We start from the raw sequence: 22,606 nt of genomic DNA, 5'->3' as shown, positions 1-22,606 counted from the left end.
CTCTTAAATATAGTTATGCAATTAATATGCTTTATTACTATGTCATTGAATAAAACTATATGGCGTTAATCATTTAAAAAATGAGAAAAGTCACCTAAGTGACTTTTCTAAATTAAACAAATTTTCTGTAATTTTACGAACTACATCACAAATTTGCATCCGGCATTATTTCGATTTTAGCTTTAGAACGGATATCTTCAGCTAAATAATAATAGGTATTATTCATGAATAATGGTAATAATTCTGATGATATATCTTTCGATTCGCTAGGGGTATTAACACCCGTTAACACAACAACTGTTGCGCTTTTATCATTCAAATATTCTACGCCATACACGCGTTTAGATGTTGTTGAAGGTACCAGATCAAACACCATATTTATAACACGCGCATCGAGATCATTGTCATTACGATGTAGAGTATAATTTTTGGAAAATTGCACATTTGCCGAACTACCTTTATTATTTAATTGTTCCATTGTGCTATTAACAGTAGCTTGAAAACGACTATTGGCAATATCTTGATGTAATTTTTTATTAATTTCATCTTTAACTTCATCAAAAGGTGCAATACCTTCTGGTCGATAATCAACCACCTGAATGACAAAATCAGACAAATCTAAACCTTGTCCGACGGTTATCATTTCAGACACTTTACCTGTTACTTTACCATCAACTATCATTTCATCACTAAAAGCAACATCTCTAACTTCAGGATAACGTAAAATAGTTGATACATCATTAAAATAAGCCCAATCAGAATTAAATAGTGGTAAATCAGATTCTTTAGCAATCAATTCTAATGAATTAGGATTTTTGTTAACTGCAGCTTGGATTTTCTGTTCTACAGTTTCAAATGCATTTTTTATTTTCGAATTCTTAAGTTTTGATTCGATAATAGACTTAGCATAATCAAAATCCATTGCTTTAGCGGGTTGAATATCATCTAATTTGACAATAAGATATCCTTCATCAACAGCAATAGGATTAGATATTTGCCCTATTGTATCCAAATGTGCATCTTTAAATGCCTGTGGTAAAGAATCATCATCAACAAACCAACCTAATGAACCATTTTTACCATATGGAGATGCATTATCTTGATTAACAGTTTTAGCAATACTTTCAAAATTGCTACCTGATGCTAATTCATTAACAATATCATCAGCCTCATGTTTATCTTTGATATAAATTACACTATAAGATTTTTTTGCAGGAAAAGTATAATCTTTAATATTGTTATTAAATTCTTGTTTTACCTCATCACCACTGACATGAATTTTTTTATTATATTGATATTCTTCATTTAAAATATAATTAAATTTCACTCTCTCTTTTTTATAAAATTCACTTTGGTGTTCGTCATAATATTTTTGCTCATCCTCTAACGTAATTTTCACATCATCGAGATTAACAATATTGGGATTAATCGCTGCTGTATAAATGGTTCGAGTTTGCTCCTTCAATTTAGAAATTTCTGAGTCCACAGGTAAAACAAAACTCGAATTGATTAGAGCGTCTATGACTTGTTGTTGTTGTAAAGATGATCTTATACCTTCACCATAAGTATCTGGTGTGTAACCATTGGCAGCTAAGAGGTCTAAATATTTTTCATTACTAAATTTACCATTGTCAAAAAATACTCTTTGCTGTCTTATAAACTCTTTTACTTGGTCATTACTTATATTTGCACCAAGTTGTTGAGAAAATTTATAGGCTAAATAGTTGGTAATTTCAGAATAAAATACGTTCCGACGAAGTTGTTTAATAAATGCAGGATCACCCATTGACGTTGAGGTAACTTCTTTTGCGCGTGCTTCAAATTCAGCTCGACTAATACCTTCTCCATCAACTTTTGCAATATATAGTGTAGCATCGTTAGCTTTGTTACTACCACCAAACCCAAAAAAACCAATCCCTGTAAATATAAAAGATAAAATAATGATTGCAAAAATAATCTTAACGACAATATTATTTGCCGCTTTACGGATTGTATCCATCATTTCTTGCTTTTCTCCATACACCTTAAGTTTTAATTTGGCAAGTATAGCATATTTAGTTAAATTGGCTATTATCGGAATTATCCGAGATAAAAAAAAAGATCAACATCAGTTGATCTTTTTAATTTTAAGGATGATTAATTCAATCGGGCATGTGTAGGAATTTTAGTTTTCACTACTTTTGTAGCCTTTTTTGAAGAGGGTTTTAATTTAATGTTTTTTTTCAGTGGTTCGATACCAAATGGATTATTTTGTAATGCAATGGTGATCACGTCATCAATCCATTGAACAGGTCTGATATCAACTTCTGATTTTACATTATCAGGTATTTCCTCTAAATCTTTAACATTATCCTTTGGTATAATTACTGTTTTAATGCCACCGCGATGTGCTGCCAGTAATTTCTCTTTTAGTCCACCAATAGGTAACACTTCACCACGTAAAGTTATTTCACCTGTCATGGCAACATCTGACCGGACAGGATTACCCGTTAGTGTCGAAATTAATGATGTACACATGGCAATACCAGCACTTGGTCCATCCTTTGGTGTCGCACCATCAGGAACATGTACATGTATATCGCGTTTTTCGTAAAAATCGCTATTAATACCTAATTTTTCTGCTCGAGAACGTACCACCGTCAATGCCGTTTGGATAGACTCTTGCATAACATCACCTAACGAGCCTGTGTATGTTAGTTTTCCTTTACCAGGAACACTCACCGATTCAATTGTCAATAAATCACCACCAACTTCTGTCCAAGCAAGACCAATAACTTGCCCTACGCGATTTTCGTTGTCAGTTTTACCGTAATCAAACCGTTGAATACCTAAGAAATCCTTCAAATTATCTTGCGTAATAGTTACTTTTTTCAACTTACTGTTTAAGGCTAATTGCTTAACCACTTTACGGCAAATTTTGGCAATTTCTCGTTCTAAACTACGTACACCAGCCTCTCGAGTATAATAACGAATAATGCCGATAATCGCTGAATCATCAATCTCTATTTCTTTTGATTTTAATCCATTATTTTCAATCTGTTTCGAAATTAAATGCTGCTTTGCAATATTCAATTTTTCGTCTTCGGTATAGCCTGATAGACGAATGACTTCCATCCTATCTAATAAAGGAGCAGGAATATTCATTGAATTCGCCGTAGCAACAAACATCACATCCGACAAGTCATAATCAACTTCTAAGTAGTGATCACTAAATGCATTATTTTGTTCTGGATCAAGCACTTCTAATAATGCAGAAGCAGGATCACCCCGCATATCTGATGCCATTTTATCAATTTCATCAAGTAAAAATAACGGATTTTTGACACCGACCTTAACCATACGTTGTATCAATTTACCTGGCATAGAACCAATATAAGTACGTCTATGACCACGAATCTCGGCTTCGTCACGAACACCACCAAGAGCCATACGTACATATTGACGACCTGTTGCTTTAGCAATAGATTGACCTAACGATGTTTTACCTACCCCTGGAGGACCAACTAAACATAAAATTGGACCTTTGACCTTATTAACTCGTCCTTGTACGGCTAAGTACTCTAAAATACGGTCTTTAACTCGCTCTAAACCATAATGATCTTTATCCAAAACTTTCTGTGCTGCTTCAATATCTTTTTTGACTTTCGAACGTTTATGCCACGGAATCTGTATCATCCAGTCAATATAACCACGAACCACTGTTGCTTCAGCAGACATTGCCGGCATCATTTTGAGTTTATTAAGCTCCGCTAATGCTTTTTCGGTCGCTTCTTGAGGCATCTTTGCCTTAGTAATTTTCTCTTTTAGTTCTTCATATTCATCAGGTTTATTATCAATATCACCCAATTCTTTATGGATTGCTTTGATCTGTTCGTTAAGATAATACTCTTTTTGCGCTTTTTCCATTTGCTGTTTAACGCGCTGGCGGATATTTTTTTCAACTTGTAATAAATCAATTTCCGCTTCCATCAATGAGATAAGCAATTCAAAACGCTTTTCTAAATTAGCGGTAACAAGTAACTCTTGTTTTTGTTCAACTTTTAAAAATAGCGTAGCTGCAATTGAATCAGCAAGTTGAGAAGGCTCTTTGATTAATCGAATTGAATCGACAACTTCTTGTGTGACTTTTTTATTCAGTTTTGCATAATCATCAAAATTAGAAAGTACTACCCGCATTAAAGCTTCATTTAAATCACTATCTTTATTTTTTTCATGCAATGGTTGAATACTAGCAACGAAAAAATCATCTTCTTTTTGTTCAACAATATCAACAATTTTCGCTCTTTCGACGCCTTCAACTAATACTTTTACAGTGCCATCAGGCAGTTGAAGTAATTGCAAAATATTTGCTACAGTACCAATTTCATATAAATCATCAATCTCAGGATCATCTTGTGAAGGATTTTTTTGGGTTACAAGAAAAACTTGTTTGTCCATTTCCATTGCACTTTCAAGACAACGTATTGATTTATTACGACCAACAAAGAGAGGGATTACCATATGTGGAAAAACAACGACATCACGTAATGGTAAAATAGGCATAATCATTTGGTTAGTTTGTTTTGTTTTCATTTTATTCTCTCTAATAGTACAAAACCTATTATGTTGATATTGGGGTCGTTTTTAGATATTCAAGTCTATTATTTATGATTTAAATACATACTATTCCTGAAACATCTTGACAATATCTATACGATCTATACGTAATTATACCTAAACTATTTGAACTAATGCTTGTGAGTCAAAAACTAACAAGCATATCTAAAATTATGCTGAAAGCTCAACATTATCTCGGTATACTAAACTTGGCGTTTGAGACTGTTCAACTGTTTCTTTTTCAACTATCACTTTTTTAATATTTTTGTTTGATGGTAAGTCATACATAGTATCTAACAAAATATTTTCAACAATTGAACGCAAGCCTCGTGCTCCAGTTTTTCGTTTTAAAGCTTTAGTTGCAATAGCAGCTAATGCCTCTGGAGTGAATTCAAGTTCAACACCATCTAAATCAAAAAGTGTTTCAAACTGTTTTGTTAATGCATTTTTCGGTTCAGTCAATATACTAATTAAAGCCTCTTTATCCAGTTCAGACAATGTGCCAATCACTGGTAATCGTCCAATAAATTCTGGAATCAAACCAAATTTGACTAAATCTTCCGATTCGATTTGCGCCAATAATTCGGATTCTGTTGCTTTATTTTTAGTACTTTTAACATCAGCGCCAAAACCTATGCCGGTGTTAGTAGAAACTCGATTTTCGATAACTTTATCTAAACCACTAAATGCGCCACCACAAATGAATAAAATTTTAGAAGTATCAACTTGTAAAAATTCCTGCTGCGGATGTTTACGCCCACCTTTAGGTGGAACCGAAGCAATAGTTCCTTCAATAATTTTTAAAAGTGCTTGTTGAACGCCTTCACCAGATACATCTCGAGTGATAGATGGATTATCAGATTTTCGAGAAATCTTATCGATTTCATCAACATAAATAATTCCACGTTGAGCTTTTTCAACATCATAGTCACAATTTTGTAATAACTTTTGAATGATATTTTCAACATCTTCACCGACATAACCAGCTTCAGTTAGCGTTGTTGCATCAGCCATAGCGAAAGGAACATCTAAAAAACGCGCTAACGTTTCAGCTAATAATGTTTTACCACTACCAGTTGGCCCGATTAATAGAATATTACTTTTACCTAATTCAACATCATTACGACTAGCATGATTACGTAAGCGCTTATAGTGATTATAAACAGCAACGGATAAAACCTTTTTCGCTCGATCTTGACCAATCACATATTCATCAAGATGTTTTCGAATTTCATGTGGAGTTGGTAAAGGTTTGCTAATAAACTCTTCATGAGAAAGGAAGCTTTTAGTTTCTTCTTTTAAGATATCATTACATAATCCTATGCATTCGTTACAAATATAAATAGATGATGGACCAGCAATTAATTTACGAACTTCATGTTCACTTTTCCCACAAAAAGTACAATAGAGTAATTTTTCAGAACTTTCTTTATTCACTTTTACCACCTAATTTATTTATTATGATCGTTTACTGTATATGGCATCAACTAATCCATATTCAACTGCTTTTTCGGCAGACATAAAGTTATCACGATCGGTATCTTTTTCTATCACGCTGATATCTTGACCGGTATGCTTGGCTAAAATACTATTCAACCGACTTTTTACCTGTAAAATTTCCTGAGCATGAATTTGAATATCGGAAGCTTGTCCTTGAAAACCACCTAATGGTTGATGAATCATAACCCGAGCATTAGGTAAGCAGTAACGTTTACCTTTAGTGCCAGCAGTCAGTAGTAGTGACCCCATTGAACATGCTTGTCCCAAACAAATAGTGCTTACATCTGGTTTGATAAATTGCATTGTATCGTAAATAGCCATGCCTGCTGTGACGACACCACCAGGTGAATTAATATATAAATAAATATCTTTTTCGGGATTTTCAGCTTCTAGAAATAACATCTGAGCAATAATTAAATTCGCCATATTATCTTCAACTTGACCAGTTAAAAATATAACGCGTTCTTTCAATAATCGTGAGTATATGTCGTAAGCTCTTTCTCCTCGCGAGCTTTGTTCAACAACCATTGGAATAACGCTCATATATGGTTCTAAAGGCATTTTCATCTCCTAATTAAACAAAATAGCCCAAACAGACAATCCTTATTTGGGCTCTAAAGTGATCTTTTTGATTAAATGAAACAGATAATAAAAAAAACTAAGCTACTTGTTGATTCATTAATTCAGAAAATGAGTAATTTTTATCTGTTACTTTAGCGCTAGCTAATAATAAATCAACAACTTGATCTTCTAATGCTACAGAACGAAGATTATCCATAGCTTTTTTATCTTTATGATAATATTCTATGACTTCTTTTGGATCTTCATAAGCTGTTGCAATTTCATCAATTAATGATTTCACTCGTGTTTCATCAGCTTTAAGTTTATTACTTTCAATGATTTCACCAAATAGTAATCCCACCGATACGCGACGTTTCGCTTCTGCTTCAAAAAGTTCTTTAGGTAATTCCATTGCTTGTTTCACATTACCACCAAAGCGAGAGACTGCTTGTTGGCGTAATACATCAATTTCGCGCTCAATTAAGGCATTAGGAACATCAATTTCATTATTTTTAACTAAACCATCAATGACTTGAGCTTTTATTTTGTTACGAATAGTTGCATTAAGCTCACGTAACATATTTTTACGCACTTCTGCACGTAAACTTTCAACAGTACCATCAGCAATACCAAATCGTTTGATAACGTCTTTATTTAATTCAGGTAGTTCTAGCTCTTCAACTTTGTTTAAGGTCGCAGCAAAAACAGCCGGTTTACCTTTTAAGTTTTCAGCATGATAGTCTTGAGGGAAAGTGACGTTAATATCAAATTTATCACCAGCTTTATGACCAACAATTGCATCTTCAAAGCCAGGAATCATACGGCCTTGACCTAAAACTAGAGTAAAATTATCCGCTTTTCCACCTTCAAATTCACTACCATCAACTTGACCAACAAAATCTAAAGTAACGCGATTTTGTTCTTGTGCAGATTGATCTACCTCTTTCCAAGTGCCTTGTTGTTTACGTAAAGTCTCGATCATTGTATCAATATCAGCATCATTTACTTCAGCGACAGGTTTTTCAACTTCAATTTTATCTAAATCTTTAATTTTAACATCCGGATAAACTTCAAATTCAACCGTATAAGTATAATCTTGTCCTTCTTTAAACTGAGTAGGAGAATAAGTTGGTGCGCCAGCTGGATTGATTTTTTCTTGAATAATTGCATCAACAAAATTTCGTTGCATTAAATCACTTAATGCATCTTGTAAAATAGAAGCCCCATAACGCTGCTCAACAATTTTTAAAGGTACTTTTCCTTTACGAAAGCCATCAATACGTACTTTTTTTGCAGTATTAATGAGTTCTTTATCAACCGCTTTTTTAATGTCTTCTGCTTTAATTGTAATTGATAAACGTCGACCTAAACCTTGTGTTGTTTCTACCGAAACTTGCATCTTCATACCTCAAAATTATTAAATAATATCTGCTCAAAATTAGTTTAACTTAATAATTGAGCTAAAAAAATTGATAAAATAGGCAAGCATTATACCGACCGTAATCGCCTACGTCGAGACATTTAATAGTTTCTTCTCAAGCGCTTTCAAACGTTTATTCATTTCATCAATATGTAATACCAATGAAGCGGTTTTTCGCCATACTTTATTTTCTTGTAATGGGATCCCTGATGAGTAAACGCCAGGCTCTTTAATAGGGCGCATAACCATTCCCATTCCTGTTACGGTAACTTGATCACATATTTCCATATGCCCGTTAATGACGCTCGCTCCACCAATCATACAGTGACGACCAATAGTTAAACTTCCCGCCATAATAACGCCACCAGCGACCGCAGTATGATCACCGATTACATCATTATGCGCAATTTGGCATTGGTTATCGATAATCACGCCATCACCAATTACTGTATCATCGAGTGCACCACGATCAATTGTTGTTGAAGCACCAATTTCTACATTGTTACCAATGATAACCCGACCTAATTGTGGGATTTTAATCCATTTACCGCGATCATTAGCGTATCCAAATCCATCTGCACCAATGACGGTACCGGATTGAATTAAACAATTATCACCAATTATACAATTATGATATACAGAGATATTAGCCCATAATTTTGTCCCTGAGCCAATCGTCGTATTTTTTCCTATAAAACAACCAGGACCAATAATGCAATTATCACCAAGTACAACACCACTTTCGATAACAGCATTTGCACCAATCGAAATATTAGTACCTAATTTTGCTGTTGGATCTATTACAGCAGTCGTTGCTATACCTTCAGCGGGTACAGGTGTACTGTCAAGTAACTGAGCTAATTTTGCATAAGCGAGATAGGGATTTTTGACAATTAGAGCAGCACCCTTCCAATATTCAAGACTATCCTCTGTCATCACAACAGCAGAAGCTTTACATTCTAATAAGTTACTTTGCAATTTTTTATCAGACAAAAAAGTAATTTGTCCTGATTTTGCACTTTGCATTGAAGCAATACCGGTGATGGATAATTCACCATCACCATGTAACTTCGCATCAAGCTGTTGAGCTAGTTGTTTTAAACAAAAAGCTGACATTATTTACTAACCTTTTCCAATACTTTATTTGTGATATCTACAGCATCTGATGCTGATAATGTCGCTTCAGCTTTTAAAATGATATCGTACTTTTCAGTAGTAACAATGTCTTTAACCGCTTCTTGAATTTTAGTTAATAATTTGCCGGCTTCTTCTGTTTCACGTTTACGATAATCAGCTGAAAATGCTTTAGCTTTGTTTTCAAAATCAGAAATTGTTTTGTTTAATTTAGTTTTTTCAGAAGCAGATAAAGTCAGACCATCTTTTTTGAGACGAGCAGCAGCATCTCCTGCTTTCTTTTCTTCGTCTTGCAGAGATTTAGCTCTTGCTTCAAATTCCTTATCTAATGCTTTACCTACTGTTTCTCGTTGTGGCATTTTTTGTAAAACTGACATAACATCAACCACACCAATTTTCACTTCTGCATTTGCCATACCTGTAAACAATAATGCAGCACTTATACCTAGAACTGAAATAATTTTTTTCACTTTTATCACCTATGTCTATTTATTAATTTTGACATGGCATTACCATGTCGATCCTATATTAAACTGGAACTGTTGAGCCGAGTCTCCATTATATTTTTTAAACGGCTGTGCATAAGAAAAGACTAATGGTCCTAAAGGGGACATCCATTGCACAGCTAAACCTGCTGACATTCTTATATCAGATGGAGAGCTATAATCCGGAATATTATGTCCTTTAAAGTCCCATTCGGTATCCCATACTGTACCAGCATCAAAAAATACAGAGGTACGAACATTATCTACATATTTTTCACCAATGAATGGTGTTGGCACTATTAATTCAGTACTAGCAAAAGCAATAGCATTACCACCAACCGCATCTTTAGACCTTGTACATGTACTTGTATCATCTAAACCACTACAGCCTTTACTGTTATTGAAATATACAGCCTTAGGACCAACGGTATTTGATTTAAAACCACGAAGTACTGTTGAACCACCAGCATAGAAGTTCTCATAAAATGGTAATTCTTTACCGCCAAGACCATTACCATAACCTAAACGGCCACGAGTTAAAAAGACCCAATGATGTTCAGAATCAAATGGTAAATAATACGATGCATCAGTAACTAGCTTGTAAAAACGGTTATCAAATACTGGTGCAGAAATTTTAGCATTAGAGGTTATTTTTAAACCATCAGTCGGGAAGAAACCACGATCTAACGAATTATAAGTCCAATATGCATTTAATAATAAGTCATTGGTATCAAACGATATAGAGTGTTTATCTTTTGTTTTTTCGCCCATTTTATCAAAATATCGCCACATACCATATTGGGCTTTCATATCTGATAGCTTATGATTTGCGTATTCAGTACCAAAACGAACAAAATTATTCTCACTAATTGGAAAACCTAAATTAGCTGAGGCTCCCCATGTTTTACTCGAATATTCTGATTCATCTTTATCATCATCAGCTTTATAAGTATTATAATAAATACTTCCACCTAAACTGACACCATCCACCGTAAAATACGGGTCAACAATTGAGATAGATGCAGTTTTGTCAGTATCTGTAGTATTCACATCAAACGATACACTGTTACCTGTACCTAACCAGTTATCTTGTGAAATACCAGCATTGAAACTTATTCCACTATCTGAGCCAATACCAACACCAAATTTGATACTACCCGTATTGCGTTCACTCACTTTATAAATGATATCAACTTGATCATCAACGCCCGGAACACGTTCAGTGTTGGCTTCGACTGTATCAAAAAAGCCAAGTCGATTTAATCGATCTTTACCTAGTTCCACCAAACCGTTACTTAACCAAGCCCCTTCCATTTGACGAAGTTCACGACGAACAACACTCTCACTAGTAACAGTGTTACCAACGATTTTAATATTACGAACATAATAACGTTGGCCTACATCAACCATGACAGTTAATTTGACCTGATGGTTGGCATCATCCATCTCTGGTTGGATAGCCACTCGAGGATAGGCATAACCAAAATTAGCAAGTAAACGTTTAATATTATCTTCAACATCGGTAATTTTTTTGCCGTTATACAGCTCACCAATTGTTACGTTTTCTTTTGCTATTTTAGCAATAGCATCTTTATGACCAGCGAAATTGCCTTTAAAATCAAGGCCTGATAGTTTGTACTGCTCACCTTCATGAATATTAATGGTGACGTAAATGCCTTTTTTATCTGGCGTTAAACTTACTTGAGTTGATTCAATATTAAATCGAGCATATCCACGATTGAGGTAAAAACTTTGTAATTCATCTAGATCGTTAGCTAATTTTTGTTTTTGATATTTACGATCACCAAGCATATTCCACCAAGGAACTTCATCTCGCAAAGAAAAACGGGCAATAAGCTCTTCAGAAGAAAAAGCTTTCGCACCGACAATATTGATTTGATCGATTAATGCGGATTTTCCTTCTGCAATAACTAATTTCAGATCAACACGATTTCGAGATAATGGTGTAACAACAGCTTTGATTTTTGCGTTATATTTACCGACACTATAATAAAAATCTTCTAGCCCTTTTTCTATTCCTGAAAGCATTGTACGATCCAACGCTTCACCTTCTCGAATTCCAGAACTATCTAAATTCTTTTTTAACATGTCATCTTTGACTGATTTATTACCAGAAAAAGTAATACTTGCAATAGTTGGCCGTTCTTGAACATGAACAATTAATCGATCACCATCACGAGAAACACTAATGTTTTCAAAATTGCCACTCGCATAAAGTGATTTGATGATACGCCCTAGATCGGCCTCATTCACATAATCGCCAACTTGAACAGGCATTTCAAGCAATGCCGCTCCCGGAGTAACCCGTTGTAATCCTTCGAATTTAATATCCTTTACCACAAAATCATCAACACAAAATGCGTTAGAACTGTATACCGCTGTGGTACTAAACAGCAAAGATGCTATAAGTAATTTATTTATTTTCATTGTAAATGTTTATAACCTCATCCCATCACAATCGTAAAACATCATTAAATAGTGCAATTCCCATTATTACCATTAATAATAAAAACCCTATACGAAATAATCGTTCCTGAGTTATATTAGATAAAGCTTTTCCCTTAATCTTTTCACATAATAATAAGACAAGGTGACCGCCATCTAGCATTGGTAATGGAACAAGATTGATAACCCCCAAACTTATACTGATAAAAGCAAGAAAGTATAAGTAAGGTGTGAAACCATAACTTGCTGTTTGCCCTGCGCTTTTTGCTATCGTTATTGGCCCAGATAAATGCTTAAGCCCAATAACACCTGTCACTAGCTGATAAAGTGAACCTACAGTTAATTTTGTTGTTAATACTGTTTGCTCAATGCCTTTACCTAATCCTTCAAAAAAACCATACTGCTTAACTACCGCGTTTGAAGAAGGATATAAACCCGCTACACCTTCTCCATTTTTTTGAATGGTCGGTGTAAGAAGCAGTTCAACATCATGATTCTTCCGTTCGACCTTCAATGTTAGTTTATTTGCTTTTTTTATCTCAGCTGAAAAATCATCCCAATTAGTATAAAGTTTATTATTATAACTGATAATTTTATCACCAATTTGTAATCCTGCTTTTTCTGCTGCAGATTCTGGCACAATTTTACTCACAATTGGATAAATTTCCAACGCTTTAGGAATAAAACCAAATGTTGTAATTGCTGATTCTTTCTCTACATCAAATCGCCAATGGCTAATATCGACAGTTTTTCTAATTTCGTCTGTACTATTTTTGGTTGATACTAAGTAAGTTAAAGACACATCATGTTGCCCCATAACCGATATCAGAGCTAGATTTACATCATTCCAACTGTCTATCTGAATATCATTTACTTTTTTCAACTCTGCATCGACCGGTAGATTTATTGTCGATGCTGGCGTATTGGGTATCGTTTCTTTAATTTTGACAGGATAAACTGTCACACCAAGTAAAAAAATACCCCAATAAATTACTGCCGCTAGAACAAAATTAGCTATAGGACCTGCAAATACGATTGCAGCTCTTTGCCATAGTTTTTTATTATCAAAAGCCGAGCTTTTATCAATGGTTGCTAATTCTTTCGATCTTCCATCTAGCATTCTAACATAACCACCAAGAGGAATCATAGCAATAACAAATTCAGTTCCACTTGAAAATTTATGCGACCATATTTTTTTTCCAAATCCAATGGAAAAACATTCAACACGAACTCCACATAAACGAGCTACAAAAAAGTGGCCGAATTCATGTATAGTCACTAATATACTGATAGTAATGATAAATAACAACAGTGACCAAAGCAAAATCTATAACCTTTTTATAGTAAATGCAAAGATAATACAGTAAAAATAGGCACCGCAGCTGTTAAACTATCTATTCGATCTAAAAGACCACCATGACCAGGTATCAGATTGCCACTATCTTTTATACCTGCTTCTCGTTTAAACATACTTTCAGTAAGATCACCTAATACTGAAACCAAAATTGCCAATAATGAACTAATAAAAAATACATTAAATTTAATATTAATAAGATTCGAAAAATAAGCAAGAACACTAATAACCACTGCCAGACTTACTCCACCAATAAATCCTTCTACTGTTTTACCAGGTGAAACTTTTGGTGCCAATTTTCTTTTTCCAAAACTTCGTCCAGCAAAATATGCGCCTGTATCGGTAGCCCATACAAGAACAAATACATATAACAACAAAGTCGCTCCTGTATAACAATTTGAACTATAATTGACCGACCTTAACCCAACCATACCAAGGAAAAAAGGCACTAATGTAAAAAAAGCAAACAGTAATTTTAATGTAATTGAATTAAACCAATAATGTGCAGTTTTGGGATAAGTCATAACTAAAATTAGTGCAATTAACCACCAAATAATGGATAATGATAATATTACGCTATAGAGTGTTATTTTTAATTCAATTGGAATTGGAATAAAATAAAGTACAGCCAATATCACTACCATTAGAAGAGCAAAAAACAATTTATTTTGTTGGTTAGTAATATGTAAAAATTGAGCCCACTCCCATGCAGCGATACCACCAATTATCATCATAATAACAACAAAAACGGATAATGGAGCAAAAAAAAGTATAATTAACACAAGTGGAATGAGCGCAATTGCAGCCAATAATCGTTGAATTAACATGAATGTTCCTCTGCTTGAATACCACCAAAACGTCGTTCTCGGGTATTAAAAACATCAATTGCTTTATCAAATAAAGCTTGATCAAAATCCGGCCATAAAACATCAGTAAAATAAAATTCTGAATATGCTATTTGCCATAACAAAAAATTACTAATTCGATACTCACCGCCAGTGCGAATAACGAGATCGACATCGGGTAATTCGTTCATACTTATTTGTGAAGCAAAGTATGTTTCGGTAATATCATCTAAAGTGATTTTTCCATCTAAAACATGTTTAACCATTTTTTTCGTTGATTGAATAATATCCCATCGCCCACCATAATTAGCTGCAATATTCAATACTAACCCAGAATTGTCTTTTGTTAGTTGTTCCGCTTTAATGATCATAGTTTGCAATCGTTCATTAAATTGCGAAATATCACCAATAATATTTAACTTCACATTATTATTATGCAGACTTTTCATTTCACGATTTAACGCGTAAATAAAAAGTGAAAGTAATGCTGAAACTTCATTTTGAGGACGCTTCCAATTTTCACTACTAAATGCATATAAAGTCAAAGCTCTAACACCTAAGGTTGATGCATAACTGACAATTTTACGAACAGCTTTTAAACCAGCCCTATGCCCAACTGCGCGTAACTGCTCTCGTTGTTGGGCCCAACGACCATTGCCGTCCATAATAATTGCTACATGATTGGGAATAGATCTTTGTTGAATCATGAGACATGCCAATCCATATATAGCTTTTTATAAATGTTTTGATCAAATATAGCCATCATCAATTAACGGGTTCCATAAACCACAATGGTTTTACCATGTGCCGATATTAAATGTTGGTCTTCTAGCATTTTTAAAATTCGACCAACAGTTTCACGTGAACAGCCAACAATTTGACCTATTTCTTGACGGGTAATTTTGATTTGCATACCATCGGGATGAGTCATTGCATCGGGTTGTTTGGCTAGATTTAATAGCGTTTGAGCAATGCGACCGGCAACATCTAGAAAGGCTAAATTACTCACTTTTTCTGATGTTACTTGTAAACGGCTTGCCATTTGACTTGCAAGTCGCATTAAAATATCAGGATTGACTTGAACAAGTTGCTTAAATTTTTTGTAAGAAATTTCGGCCACTTCACAACTTGTTTTAGCTTTAACCCAAGCGCTTCGTTCTGTACCTTCTTCAAACAAACCTAATTCGCCCAAAAATTGATTTTGATTCAAATAAGATAAAATCATCTCATTGCCTTCATCATCTTTAATTAATACCGCAACAGAGCCTTTTACAATGTAATAGAGAGTTTCTGCTTTTTCGCCTTGATGAATGAGAGTGCTTTTGGCGGGATACTTATGAATATGACAATGCGATAAAAACCATTCTAATGTTGTATCCGTGTGCTGTTTACCAATCATTATTCCTTCCTCTCAATCCAATTTCCAATTTACACACTATAACAAAGTTGAGCGATAAATTATATACTAAGCTATAAGGAATTTAGTGATTATTTAACAAGCTTGATGTCGATCGTTTGGTGCAGTTCAGACCAAAAAATTGCCGCTTTTCCCGCAATCAATTGAGATTTAACATTATCTACTTTTTCTATAAGTGATATTTCTTGCAAACCGTAATCCGTACCTTCACGTAACACAAAATATTCAATTAAATTATTCAGCGTATTTGAATCTAGTTCTTGCCAAGGAATGATCATAATATTATCAAATAAGTGATTGTGATATTTATTCTATAATAGAAATAACATGCTATAAAGATAGTAACTAACAAAAAACTAATAAAAAAACCACTCTTAAGAGTGGTTTTTAATCTATTAAAAAACAGAACTATATTAATTCAATACGAATAATATTATCTGTCTGTTGAAACTTTCAACAAGTAACCTTGCGCACCAGCTTTGTATTTAGTGTTATAAAGCTCATTATTATTCTTGGTACCGTCTGAACTACCTAAATAGATTGTATCATTCGTACCTGTTGTAGTTGTGGTTCCGGTTAAAGTTTCGGTGGTTACAGCATCCTGATAATCAGCTGTCGCTGCTGGATCATTAGATAGCGTCCAAATGTATGCATATGAAGATGTTTTCACTAACTCACCTGCATCAGGAAGGTTGTTCTTGTTTGTGTCTTCCCATACTACAGCACCATATTTTTCGCCATATTTAGGTGTTGGAGCATCGCCTGTCGCAGGTTTAACTGTATAGTTAACAGTTAAATCTAAATTACCATCAGTATTATATTTGAAAATACCAACTCTATAGTTATCATCGATGAATGGACCTATACCAGGAGGAACATCACCAGGACCATGCTCGTCATCTGAAGGTTTTGTTGGCTGATTATTATCAACTTCAGGTGGCACTTTTGACCAGATATCAGATACGTTCAACCATTTATTCGTATTTGGTAAACCAAATTCTGTCTGTTCTTGTAAAGTGAAACCAACTTGGTCAGCACCACTAAATTCACTATTGATCTTGAATATAATTGTACCTTCAGACACACCATTTACATTTGGTCCTGCTGTTGATGTTAAACCTTCAAGTACATTGATTTTTTTCCAATCACCATAGTTACCAGTAGCATCTTTTTGTCTTACGAAAAAAGTAACTGTTGCTTGAATGTTTTTATTATCAACATCACCATCTTTATCTTTCAAATTATATGAAATTTTAAAATAGTTACCAATTTTAACCGGATCTTTATCTCCAATTGGTGTTAGACCTGCGGCATCAGTTGTAATTGTTAAGGACACAGTATGATCTACATCCCCACTTTTCTTTGAAAGTATTGGCGCATTACCATGAATTGGCGCTACTGTCTCCGTTGTTAGTACAGCAGCAAATGCGCTACTTGAAGCATAACCAGCTAATAATAAGCCGAATGCGACTTTTTTTAACGTTAAATTTTTCATGTTTAACTTCCTATTTTATTTCTAAATTAACATGTTGTATTTATATAAATACACCACTTTGGTTGGTGTTCCCAGTAATAGGCTGCCGATTAACTTCGACAACCTAAAATCTATTATTAATTAACAACGACTTGCAATTTAAATCCTTGATCCCCAGCACAAGCTAGTGGCGAGGTATTAAGTGTTGCTAAATTCAAATAAGTCGGCGCTCCTTCACTCTTTTCAATACTCATTCCTGAAGACGCATAACTTTGTGTTCTTAAACTTCTTAATGTGTAATGAGCATCAACACCCATAGCGACATTAAACCAAGGTCCATTAGGGTTCTTCACAAAATCTGGTAATGCACTTGTTGCCTTACTACCAGGACATGCAAGCTCATTTGAACCCACTAATGACCAAATTATAAATGGATTTTTAATTTCGTGCGCTTCATCTTCGTAACCCATAGGATAAGCTTTTACATAATATTCAGAATCAACTTTCCACTCATTTGGGCCGCTTGGGTCAAATTGAAGAAGATGACCTTCACTTCTTGCTACTAATACACCATCACTACGATAAACTTTTACTATTCCCGCTTTACCGCCAGAGAAATCTACGGTCGCTTTATTAAACGATGTCCCAAACTGATCAATTGTGATAGAAAACTCAACAACACCTTCAATGTTAGAAGCAACATCTAAAAGATAACTATCACCTATGACCTCTGTGCCTGCTGCTGTTGCTGACTTGGAAGAAGCTTTTTGTCCCATTTTTACTTTTTCAAAACCTTTAACAATAATACAAGGTTCTTGTGTCGGACAAGAGTTAACATTACCAGAAACACCATTAATTAAACTAATTTTTTTACCATTACTAGTCGCTGTCCAGCCTTTTAATACTGCATCAAAAGTTTCTGGAATACGATTCATTAAATCATCATCACTAAAACCTATTACATCTTGCGCAGAGGTAATTGAACCATTAATAACCTTTGGTTTAACTAACGTTGCTAATACGGTTATTGCACTTTGCCCATCTGCTGGATTCATTGCTAAAGCAGTTTTATTCCCACCTTTATCTACAGCCCAAACTCCAATTTTGCGCATTGAAGGATTAGGCAAAACTTCGAAAGTAACAGAGTTAGATGTCGCCGATTTACCTTTACCATCAGTCACTGTAACAGATAAAGTATATTTACCATTAGTACTGATTGGGTGACGCTGACCGTTTGCATCAACATAATTCGGCGCGACAATCTTCCAATTATTTGTATCAGCAGGAGGCGTCATCCAACTAGAAGCTGTACATATTCCAACAGTAGAGCATAGAAAGCCGCCTCCAGCATCAATTTCCATCATGTCACCAGACCATGAAAGGCTATTTAAACCTTTAGCATTATGTACACCAATAGTAACGCCGTAAGACTCACCTTCAAGTAACTGAAGTGCTTCAAGTCCTAGATCGACGCTCATTTTTTTATCTTTATATTCAAGTACAATATAGTTATTACGATCGACAAGATCATAACGGCTACCTTTAACTGAACGAGCAGCCTGAACCATATCAGGATCCAACTGATCTTTTAAAGGTGTACCAATACGATAGTTCATCGTCAATTCAGCTTTAGTTGCCTTTTTATTATCTTGTCCACGCTTATGTTCAGCTTTGATCGTAAAAAGCGGAACTGGCGTATAATCAATACTAGCCGTGATTGCTCTTGGGTCTTTTTGCAAATTATCTTTGCCAAACAATGCGACTTTATCACCATAGTATTGTTCATACATTAAAGAACCACCAAGATGTGGATATTGAGGTAAATAGCCTTGGAAACGGATATCAAATCCTCTAGCTGCTCGTTCTAAATAATCATCAAAGTCTTTAGATTCTTTCCAATCTGATAATGGATGATAATAGTTAACAGCAAACTTCATGTAATCGGTCCAAGCTTCAGCACCCACCCCTAAACGGTTATGAGATCGTTGAAAATCGTGGTCGAAAAATACGTTATAACCCAATAACCACTTTTTATCTGCTACATCCCAACGTTGACCTATACCAAAGTTACCAATACGCCGATTATGTTCATATTCTTGAAACGAAAGTTGAGTAAATATCAACGTATCTTCTGTATCCAACCAAGGGCTAAACAATTTAAGATTGACGTTATTAAACGTACCTTTATCGCTTAAATCGAATTGCAATTGCGCAGTACCAAATCGACCTAAAAAGTCTTGTGCTGCACTTTTGATTGGATCAACAATTTGGTTTCTAACACCACCGCGGACATAATCCTCAGCATAATCTTTAGCTTTACTCTTTATATGACCTGACAAACCGCCATTATCTGGAGAGGTTATCTGTTTCCAATCTTGACTTGCTAAAGTTTGAATTGTTGATGCAACTTGGCTGGCTAAAGCACTTCTATCCACTTTAGGATCATATGTATCATCGGATCCTAATTTAGGCAGATTAGCATATTTATTTTGGCTATCAGGATCCACTTTCTTTATTGCTGGTAATAATGGCGAATTTTCAGGAAGAACCAATCGTTCGCCAATCTCAACCACATCTTTCTTGTCATAACGACCAGCATTCATTGCTCTTAATTCAGCAATAGATATACTACTTAGTAAAGCAATTTGATATAAGCTTCGTTGTTGGTTATTCACCATTTCACGAACTTTAGTACCATCTTTTAACTCAATTATCTTATTGCTATCAACAGCAGTTACTGGGCTAGAAGTGTTACTACCCGTAGCCCATGTTGTTTGACAACCTAGAGCTATAACAATTAGTGCAGAGATAACTTTTAAATTAAGATTGTTTCTCATCTTAATTATTCCTTATATTTCACCGGCAACATTGCTACAAAGTAACAAGTTATTTTTATTCTAAATAAGCATAGTTATAATTAAACCTTGTACACTTACGGTTCAAATTTATTGTTTTTCTATACTTAAATTTATTTAAAGATTGTGGATTTTTTTACAAAACCTCTTATTGGGTAGGATCATATTACAAAACTGTCATTTATCAAAATGATTTTATAATTTTTTTTTGATTTTTTTTTGTAAAAATATTAAATATTGTTTTTTTTCAGGTAATTAATATTATTTAATTATTAAAAGGCTCTTTTACATAAAATTATAATTAATTGATTTATATGAATATTATTTTTATGACTTTTTTGTTATTGAAAAAAATCGAGAGGGAATAATAGAAAATAAATAAAAAAAACAGACAAATTAGCAAAAATTTATCTGTTTTTGAGATGTCTTCAACTGATCAATTATACGATTGATCTTCATTATAAATTTCTAAATTTTCCGATTCCTTTTGGCAAAACACTTTTTTATCATCGTTGCGTTTTTTTTCTAAAAGTGACAAATAAGTATCATTTATACCTTGAGTAATATACTTGCCATCAAAGACCGAACATTCAAAATGAGTAATGTTAGGATTTAATTCTCGTATCGCAGCAATTAAATCATTAAGGTTTTGGAAAATAAGTTTATCTGCACCAATATCTTTAGCGATTTGATCAACGTTACGATTATAAGCAATAAGTTCTCTGGCAACAGGCATATCGATGCCATAAACATTAGGGTGTCTTATTTCTGGTGCAGCCGAAGCCAAATACACTTTTTTAGCACCACAAGAGCGTACCATTTGAAGTATCTTTTCTGACGTAGTGCCTCGTACAATTGAATCATCTACCAGAAGAACATTTTTTCCTTCAAATTCTATACGATTGGCGTTGAGCTTTCTTCTTACTGAAAGTTTACGTGCACTTTGCCCTGGCATAATAAATGTACGACCAATATAACGATTTTTAACAAATCCTTGTCGATAAGGTTTATTTAAAATGCGTGCAATTTCGAGCGCAGCATCACATGAGGTTTCAGGAATGGGAATAACGACATCAATATCGATATCTTTCCATTCTCTCGCTATTTTTTGACCTAACTTTTGCCCCATTAAAATGCGAGATTGATAAACAGATACCCCATTCATTAGCGAATCAGGTCGGGCAAAATAGACATATTCAAAAATACATGGATAATATTGGGGGTTATCTGCACATTGTTGTGCATAAAATTGGCCATCTTGGGTAATGTAAATAGCTTCCCCTGGTTCAACATCACGCATCAATTCAAAATCAAGAATATCTAATGCAACGCTTTCTGACGCAACCATATATTCAGTTTTACCATTATCAAGTACGCGTTTTCCTATCACTAAAGGACGAATACCATATGGATCACGAAAAGCAACAAGTCCATGTCCAATAATCATAGCAACACAGGCATAAGCACCCTGAATAATATTATGTACTTGATGAACAGCCTGAAAGATATTATCAGCCGTTAACGGGTAAGTTGGAAATTTATCCAGTTCATTAGCTAAAATATTTAATAAGACTTCTGAATCCGAATTAGTATTGATATGGCGGCGTGCAAGTTCAAATACTTTATGGCGTAATTGGTCGGTATTAGTCAAATTTCCATTGTGTGCAAGCGCAATACCGTAAGGTGAATTAACATAAAAAGGTTGAGCTTCGGATGGACTAGAACTACCTGCTGTAGGGTAACGAATATGACCTATACCCAGTTTACCTTGAAGTCGTTGCATATGATGTTCTTGAAAAACATCTTTAACCAAACCATTAGCCTTACGTAGACGAAAGCGATTTTGCTCATCAATAGTAACGATTCCGGCCGCATCTTGCCCTCGATGTTGTAACACCGTTAGAGCATCATAAATTGATTGATTAACTGTACTACATCCTACAATACCAACTACACCACACATATAACAATTACCTCAAATCTAATGCGCTAAAAAAGAAGACGAATTTTGGATATAATCAAAAAACCAACGAATAATAAAATGAAAATGTGGAATAAGCTGAGACTGAGTCCAATATTGAGATTGTGATAAAGGAGTAAAAGTATCAATAAAGAAAAGTACTGCAGCGACGACTAAAATACCACGTAACACACCAAAACAAATCCCTAAAACGCGGTCTGTACCTGATAACCCCGTTTTTTGAACCAACTGACCAATAATATAAGACACTATAGTACAAACTAATAATGTAGCAATAAACAAAATAGCAATAGCAACCGCAATTTTAACCACATCACTATCAAAATAGGTCAAATACTGGGTAATATGAGAATAAAATCGGCTAGCAATAAAAAAAGCAAGTATCCAACTGATAAGGGATAACGCTTCTCGAACAAAACCTCGAACAATGCTAATTAATGCAGAAAAAACAATGACCCCAATAATCGTAAAATCAACCCAATTCATCATCATAATCACTCACAATCTTATGTTAAGAA

Annotated in this window: 17 protein-coding genes; all 17 read right to left on the bottom strand. The window is 34.4% G+C overall.

Annotation, left to right across the window (positions count from 1 at the left end; all coding sequences use genetic code 11):
- Positions 1–145 precede the first annotated feature (145 nt).
- The 17 genes from J3U59_RS05005 to J3U59_RS04925 all read right to left on the bottom strand — a co-directional run bounded on the left by J3U59_RS05005 (position 146) and on the right by J3U59_RS04925 (position 22,574).
- Positions 146–2,002, bottom strand: a complete 1,857-nt coding sequence (locus J3U59_RS05005; RefSeq protein ID WP_267333612.1) for a SurA N-terminal domain-containing protein — start codon at positions 2,000–2,002, stop codon at positions 146–148.
- 134 nt (positions 2,003–2,136) lie between these two features.
- Complete coding sequence (gene lon, locus J3U59_RS05000) at positions 2,137–4,572, bottom strand: endopeptidase La (protein ID WP_267333613.1); 2,436 nt, start codon at positions 4,570–4,572, stop codon at positions 2,137–2,139.
- Between the two features lie 195 nt (positions 4,573–4,767).
- On the bottom strand, positions 4,768–6,033 hold the full coding sequence (gene clpX, locus J3U59_RS04995; RefSeq protein ID WP_267333614.1) for an ATP-dependent protease ATP-binding subunit ClpX: 1,266 nt from the start codon (positions 6,031–6,033) through the stop codon (positions 4,768–4,770).
- A 21-nt stretch (positions 6,034–6,054) separates the two neighbouring features.
- Complete coding sequence (clpP, locus tag J3U59_RS04990; RefSeq protein WP_304364024.1) at positions 6,055–6,657, bottom strand: ATP-dependent Clp endopeptidase proteolytic subunit ClpP; 603 nt, start codon at positions 6,655–6,657, stop codon at positions 6,055–6,057.
- Positions 6,658–6,754: 97 nt separating this feature from the next.
- Positions 6,755–8,056, bottom strand: coding sequence for a trigger factor (tig, locus tag J3U59_RS04985; RefSeq protein WP_267333615.1), 1,302 nt, complete (start codon positions 8,054–8,056; stop codon positions 6,755–6,757).
- A gap of 108 nt (positions 8,057–8,164) precedes the next feature.
- A complete protein-coding gene (gene lpxD / locus J3U59_RS04980; RefSeq protein WP_267333616.1) occupies positions 8,165–9,193 on the bottom strand; it encodes a UDP-3-O-(3-hydroxymyristoyl)glucosamine N-acyltransferase in 1,029 nt (342 codons plus the stop codon).
- Complete coding sequence (locus J3U59_RS04975; protein ID WP_267333617.1) at positions 9,193–9,681, bottom strand: OmpH family outer membrane protein; 489 nt, start codon at positions 9,679–9,681, stop codon at positions 9,193–9,195. The genes lpxD and J3U59_RS04975 overlap by 1 nt, the downstream gene beginning before the upstream one ends.
- A gap of 39 nt (positions 9,682–9,720) precedes the next feature.
- Positions 9,721–12,144: an outer membrane protein assembly factor BamA gene (gene bamA, locus J3U59_RS04970; protein ID WP_267333618.1), complete on the bottom strand. Its 2,424-nt coding sequence runs from the start codon at positions 12,142–12,144 to the stop codon at positions 9,721–9,723.
- A 25-nt stretch (positions 12,145–12,169) separates the two neighbouring features.
- Positions 12,170–13,486, bottom strand: a complete 1,317-nt coding sequence (gene rseP, locus J3U59_RS04965; protein WP_323849497.1) for an RIP metalloprotease RseP — start codon at positions 13,484–13,486, stop codon at positions 12,170–12,172.
- Positions 13,487–13,500: 14 nt separating this feature from the next.
- The gene (locus J3U59_RS04960) at positions 13,501–14,343 is read right to left on the bottom strand and encodes a phosphatidate cytidylyltransferase (RefSeq protein ID WP_267333619.1); all 843 of its coding nucleotides are present in this window, start codon (positions 14,341–14,343) and stop codon (positions 13,501–13,503) included.
- Positions 14,337–15,068, bottom strand: a complete 732-nt coding sequence (locus J3U59_RS04955; RefSeq protein ID WP_267333620.1) for an isoprenyl transferase — start codon at positions 15,066–15,068, stop codon at positions 14,337–14,339. The genes J3U59_RS04960 and J3U59_RS04955 overlap by 7 nt, the downstream gene beginning before the upstream one ends.
- A gap of 62 nt (positions 15,069–15,130) precedes the next feature.
- Positions 15,131–15,760, bottom strand: a complete 630-nt coding sequence (gene crp, locus J3U59_RS04950; RefSeq protein ID WP_416379580.1) for a cAMP-activated global transcriptional regulator CRP — start codon at positions 15,758–15,760, stop codon at positions 15,131–15,133.
- A gap of 89 nt (positions 15,761–15,849) precedes the next feature.
- The gene (locus J3U59_RS04945) at positions 15,850–16,056 is read right to left on the bottom strand and encodes a YheU family protein (protein ID WP_065634209.1); all 207 of its coding nucleotides are present in this window, start codon (positions 16,054–16,056) and stop codon (positions 15,850–15,852) included.
- A 155-nt stretch (positions 16,057–16,211) separates the two neighbouring features.
- A complete protein-coding gene (locus tag J3U59_RS04940; protein WP_267333621.1) occupies positions 16,212–17,273 on the bottom strand; it encodes a hypothetical protein in 1,062 nt (353 codons plus the stop codon).
- 116 nt (positions 17,274–17,389) lie between these two features.
- Positions 17,390–20,089: an inverse autotransporter beta domain-containing protein gene (locus J3U59_RS04935; RefSeq protein ID WP_267333622.1), complete on the bottom strand. Its 2,700-nt coding sequence runs from the start codon at positions 20,087–20,089 to the stop codon at positions 17,390–17,392.
- A gap of 454 nt (positions 20,090–20,543) precedes the next feature.
- Entirely contained in the window at positions 20,544–22,070 is a 1,527-nt protein-coding gene (purF, locus tag J3U59_RS04930) for an amidophosphoribosyltransferase (RefSeq protein WP_267333623.1), read from the bottom strand.
- An 18-nt stretch (positions 22,071–22,088) separates the two neighbouring features.
- Positions 22,089–22,574: a CvpA family protein gene (locus tag J3U59_RS04925; RefSeq protein WP_065634277.1), complete on the bottom strand. Its 486-nt coding sequence runs from the start codon at positions 22,572–22,574 to the stop codon at positions 22,089–22,091.
- Between the last annotated feature and the right edge of the window lie 32 nt (positions 22,575–22,606).

The organism is Gilliamella sp. B3783 (genome assembly GCF_026536125.1).
In the GTDB taxonomy this organism is placed as follows: Bacteria; Pseudomonadota; Gammaproteobacteria; order Enterobacterales; family Orbaceae; genus Gilliamella.
This window is presented reverse-complemented; position numbering and strand designations above follow the sequence as displayed.

Excerpts from the sequence above, each read along its gene's own strand:
- crp (WP_416379580.1), bottom strand. The coding sequence starts at position 15,760 with ATGATTGGTAAACAGCACACGGATACAACATTAGAATGGTTTTTATCG.
- J3U59_RS04955 (WP_267333620.1), bottom strand. The coding sequence starts at position 15,068 with ATGATTCAACAAAGATCTATTCCCAATCATGTAGCAATTATTATGGAC.
- J3U59_RS04925 (WP_065634277.1), bottom strand. The coding sequence starts at position 22,574 with ATGAATTGGGTTGATTTTACGATTATTGGGGTCATTGTTTTTTCTGCA.
- J3U59_RS04960 (WP_267333619.1), bottom strand. The coding sequence starts at position 14,343 with ATGTTAATTCAACGATTATTGGCTGCAATTGCGCTCATTCCACTTGTG.
- purF (WP_267333623.1), bottom strand. The coding sequence starts at position 22,070 with ATGTGTGGTGTAGTTGGTATTGTAGGATGTAGTACAGTTAATCAATCA.
- bamA (WP_267333618.1), bottom strand. The coding sequence starts at position 12,144 with ATGAAAATAAATAAATTACTTATAGCATCTTTGCTGTTTAGTACCACA.
- J3U59_RS04945 (WP_065634209.1), bottom strand. The coding sequence starts at position 16,056 with ATGATCATTCCTTGGCAAGAACTAGATTCAAATACGCTGAATAATTTA.
- clpP (WP_304364024.1), bottom strand. The coding sequence starts at position 6,657 with ATGCCTTTAGAACCATATATGAGCGTTATTCCAATGGTTGTTGAACAA.
- J3U59_RS04935 (WP_267333622.1), bottom strand. The coding sequence starts at position 20,089 with ATGAGAAACAATCTTAATTTAAAAGTTATCTCTGCACTAATTGTTATA.
- lpxD (WP_267333616.1), bottom strand. The coding sequence starts at position 9,193 with ATGTCAGCTTTTTGTTTAAAACAACTAGCTCAACAGCTTGATGCGAAG.
- lon (WP_267333613.1), bottom strand. The coding sequence starts at position 4,572 with ATGAAAACAAAACAAACTAACCAAATGATTATGCCTATTTTACCATTA.
- J3U59_RS04940 (WP_267333621.1), bottom strand. The coding sequence starts at position 17,273 with ATGAAAAATTTAACGTTAAAAAAAGTCGCATTCGGCTTATTATTAGCT.
- tig (WP_267333615.1), bottom strand. The coding sequence starts at position 8,056 with ATGCAAGTTTCGGTAGAAACAACACAAGGTTTAGGTCGACGTTTATCA.
- J3U59_RS05005 (WP_267333612.1), bottom strand. The coding sequence starts at position 2,002 with ATGATGGATACAATCCGTAAAGCGGCAAATAATATTGTCGTTAAGATT.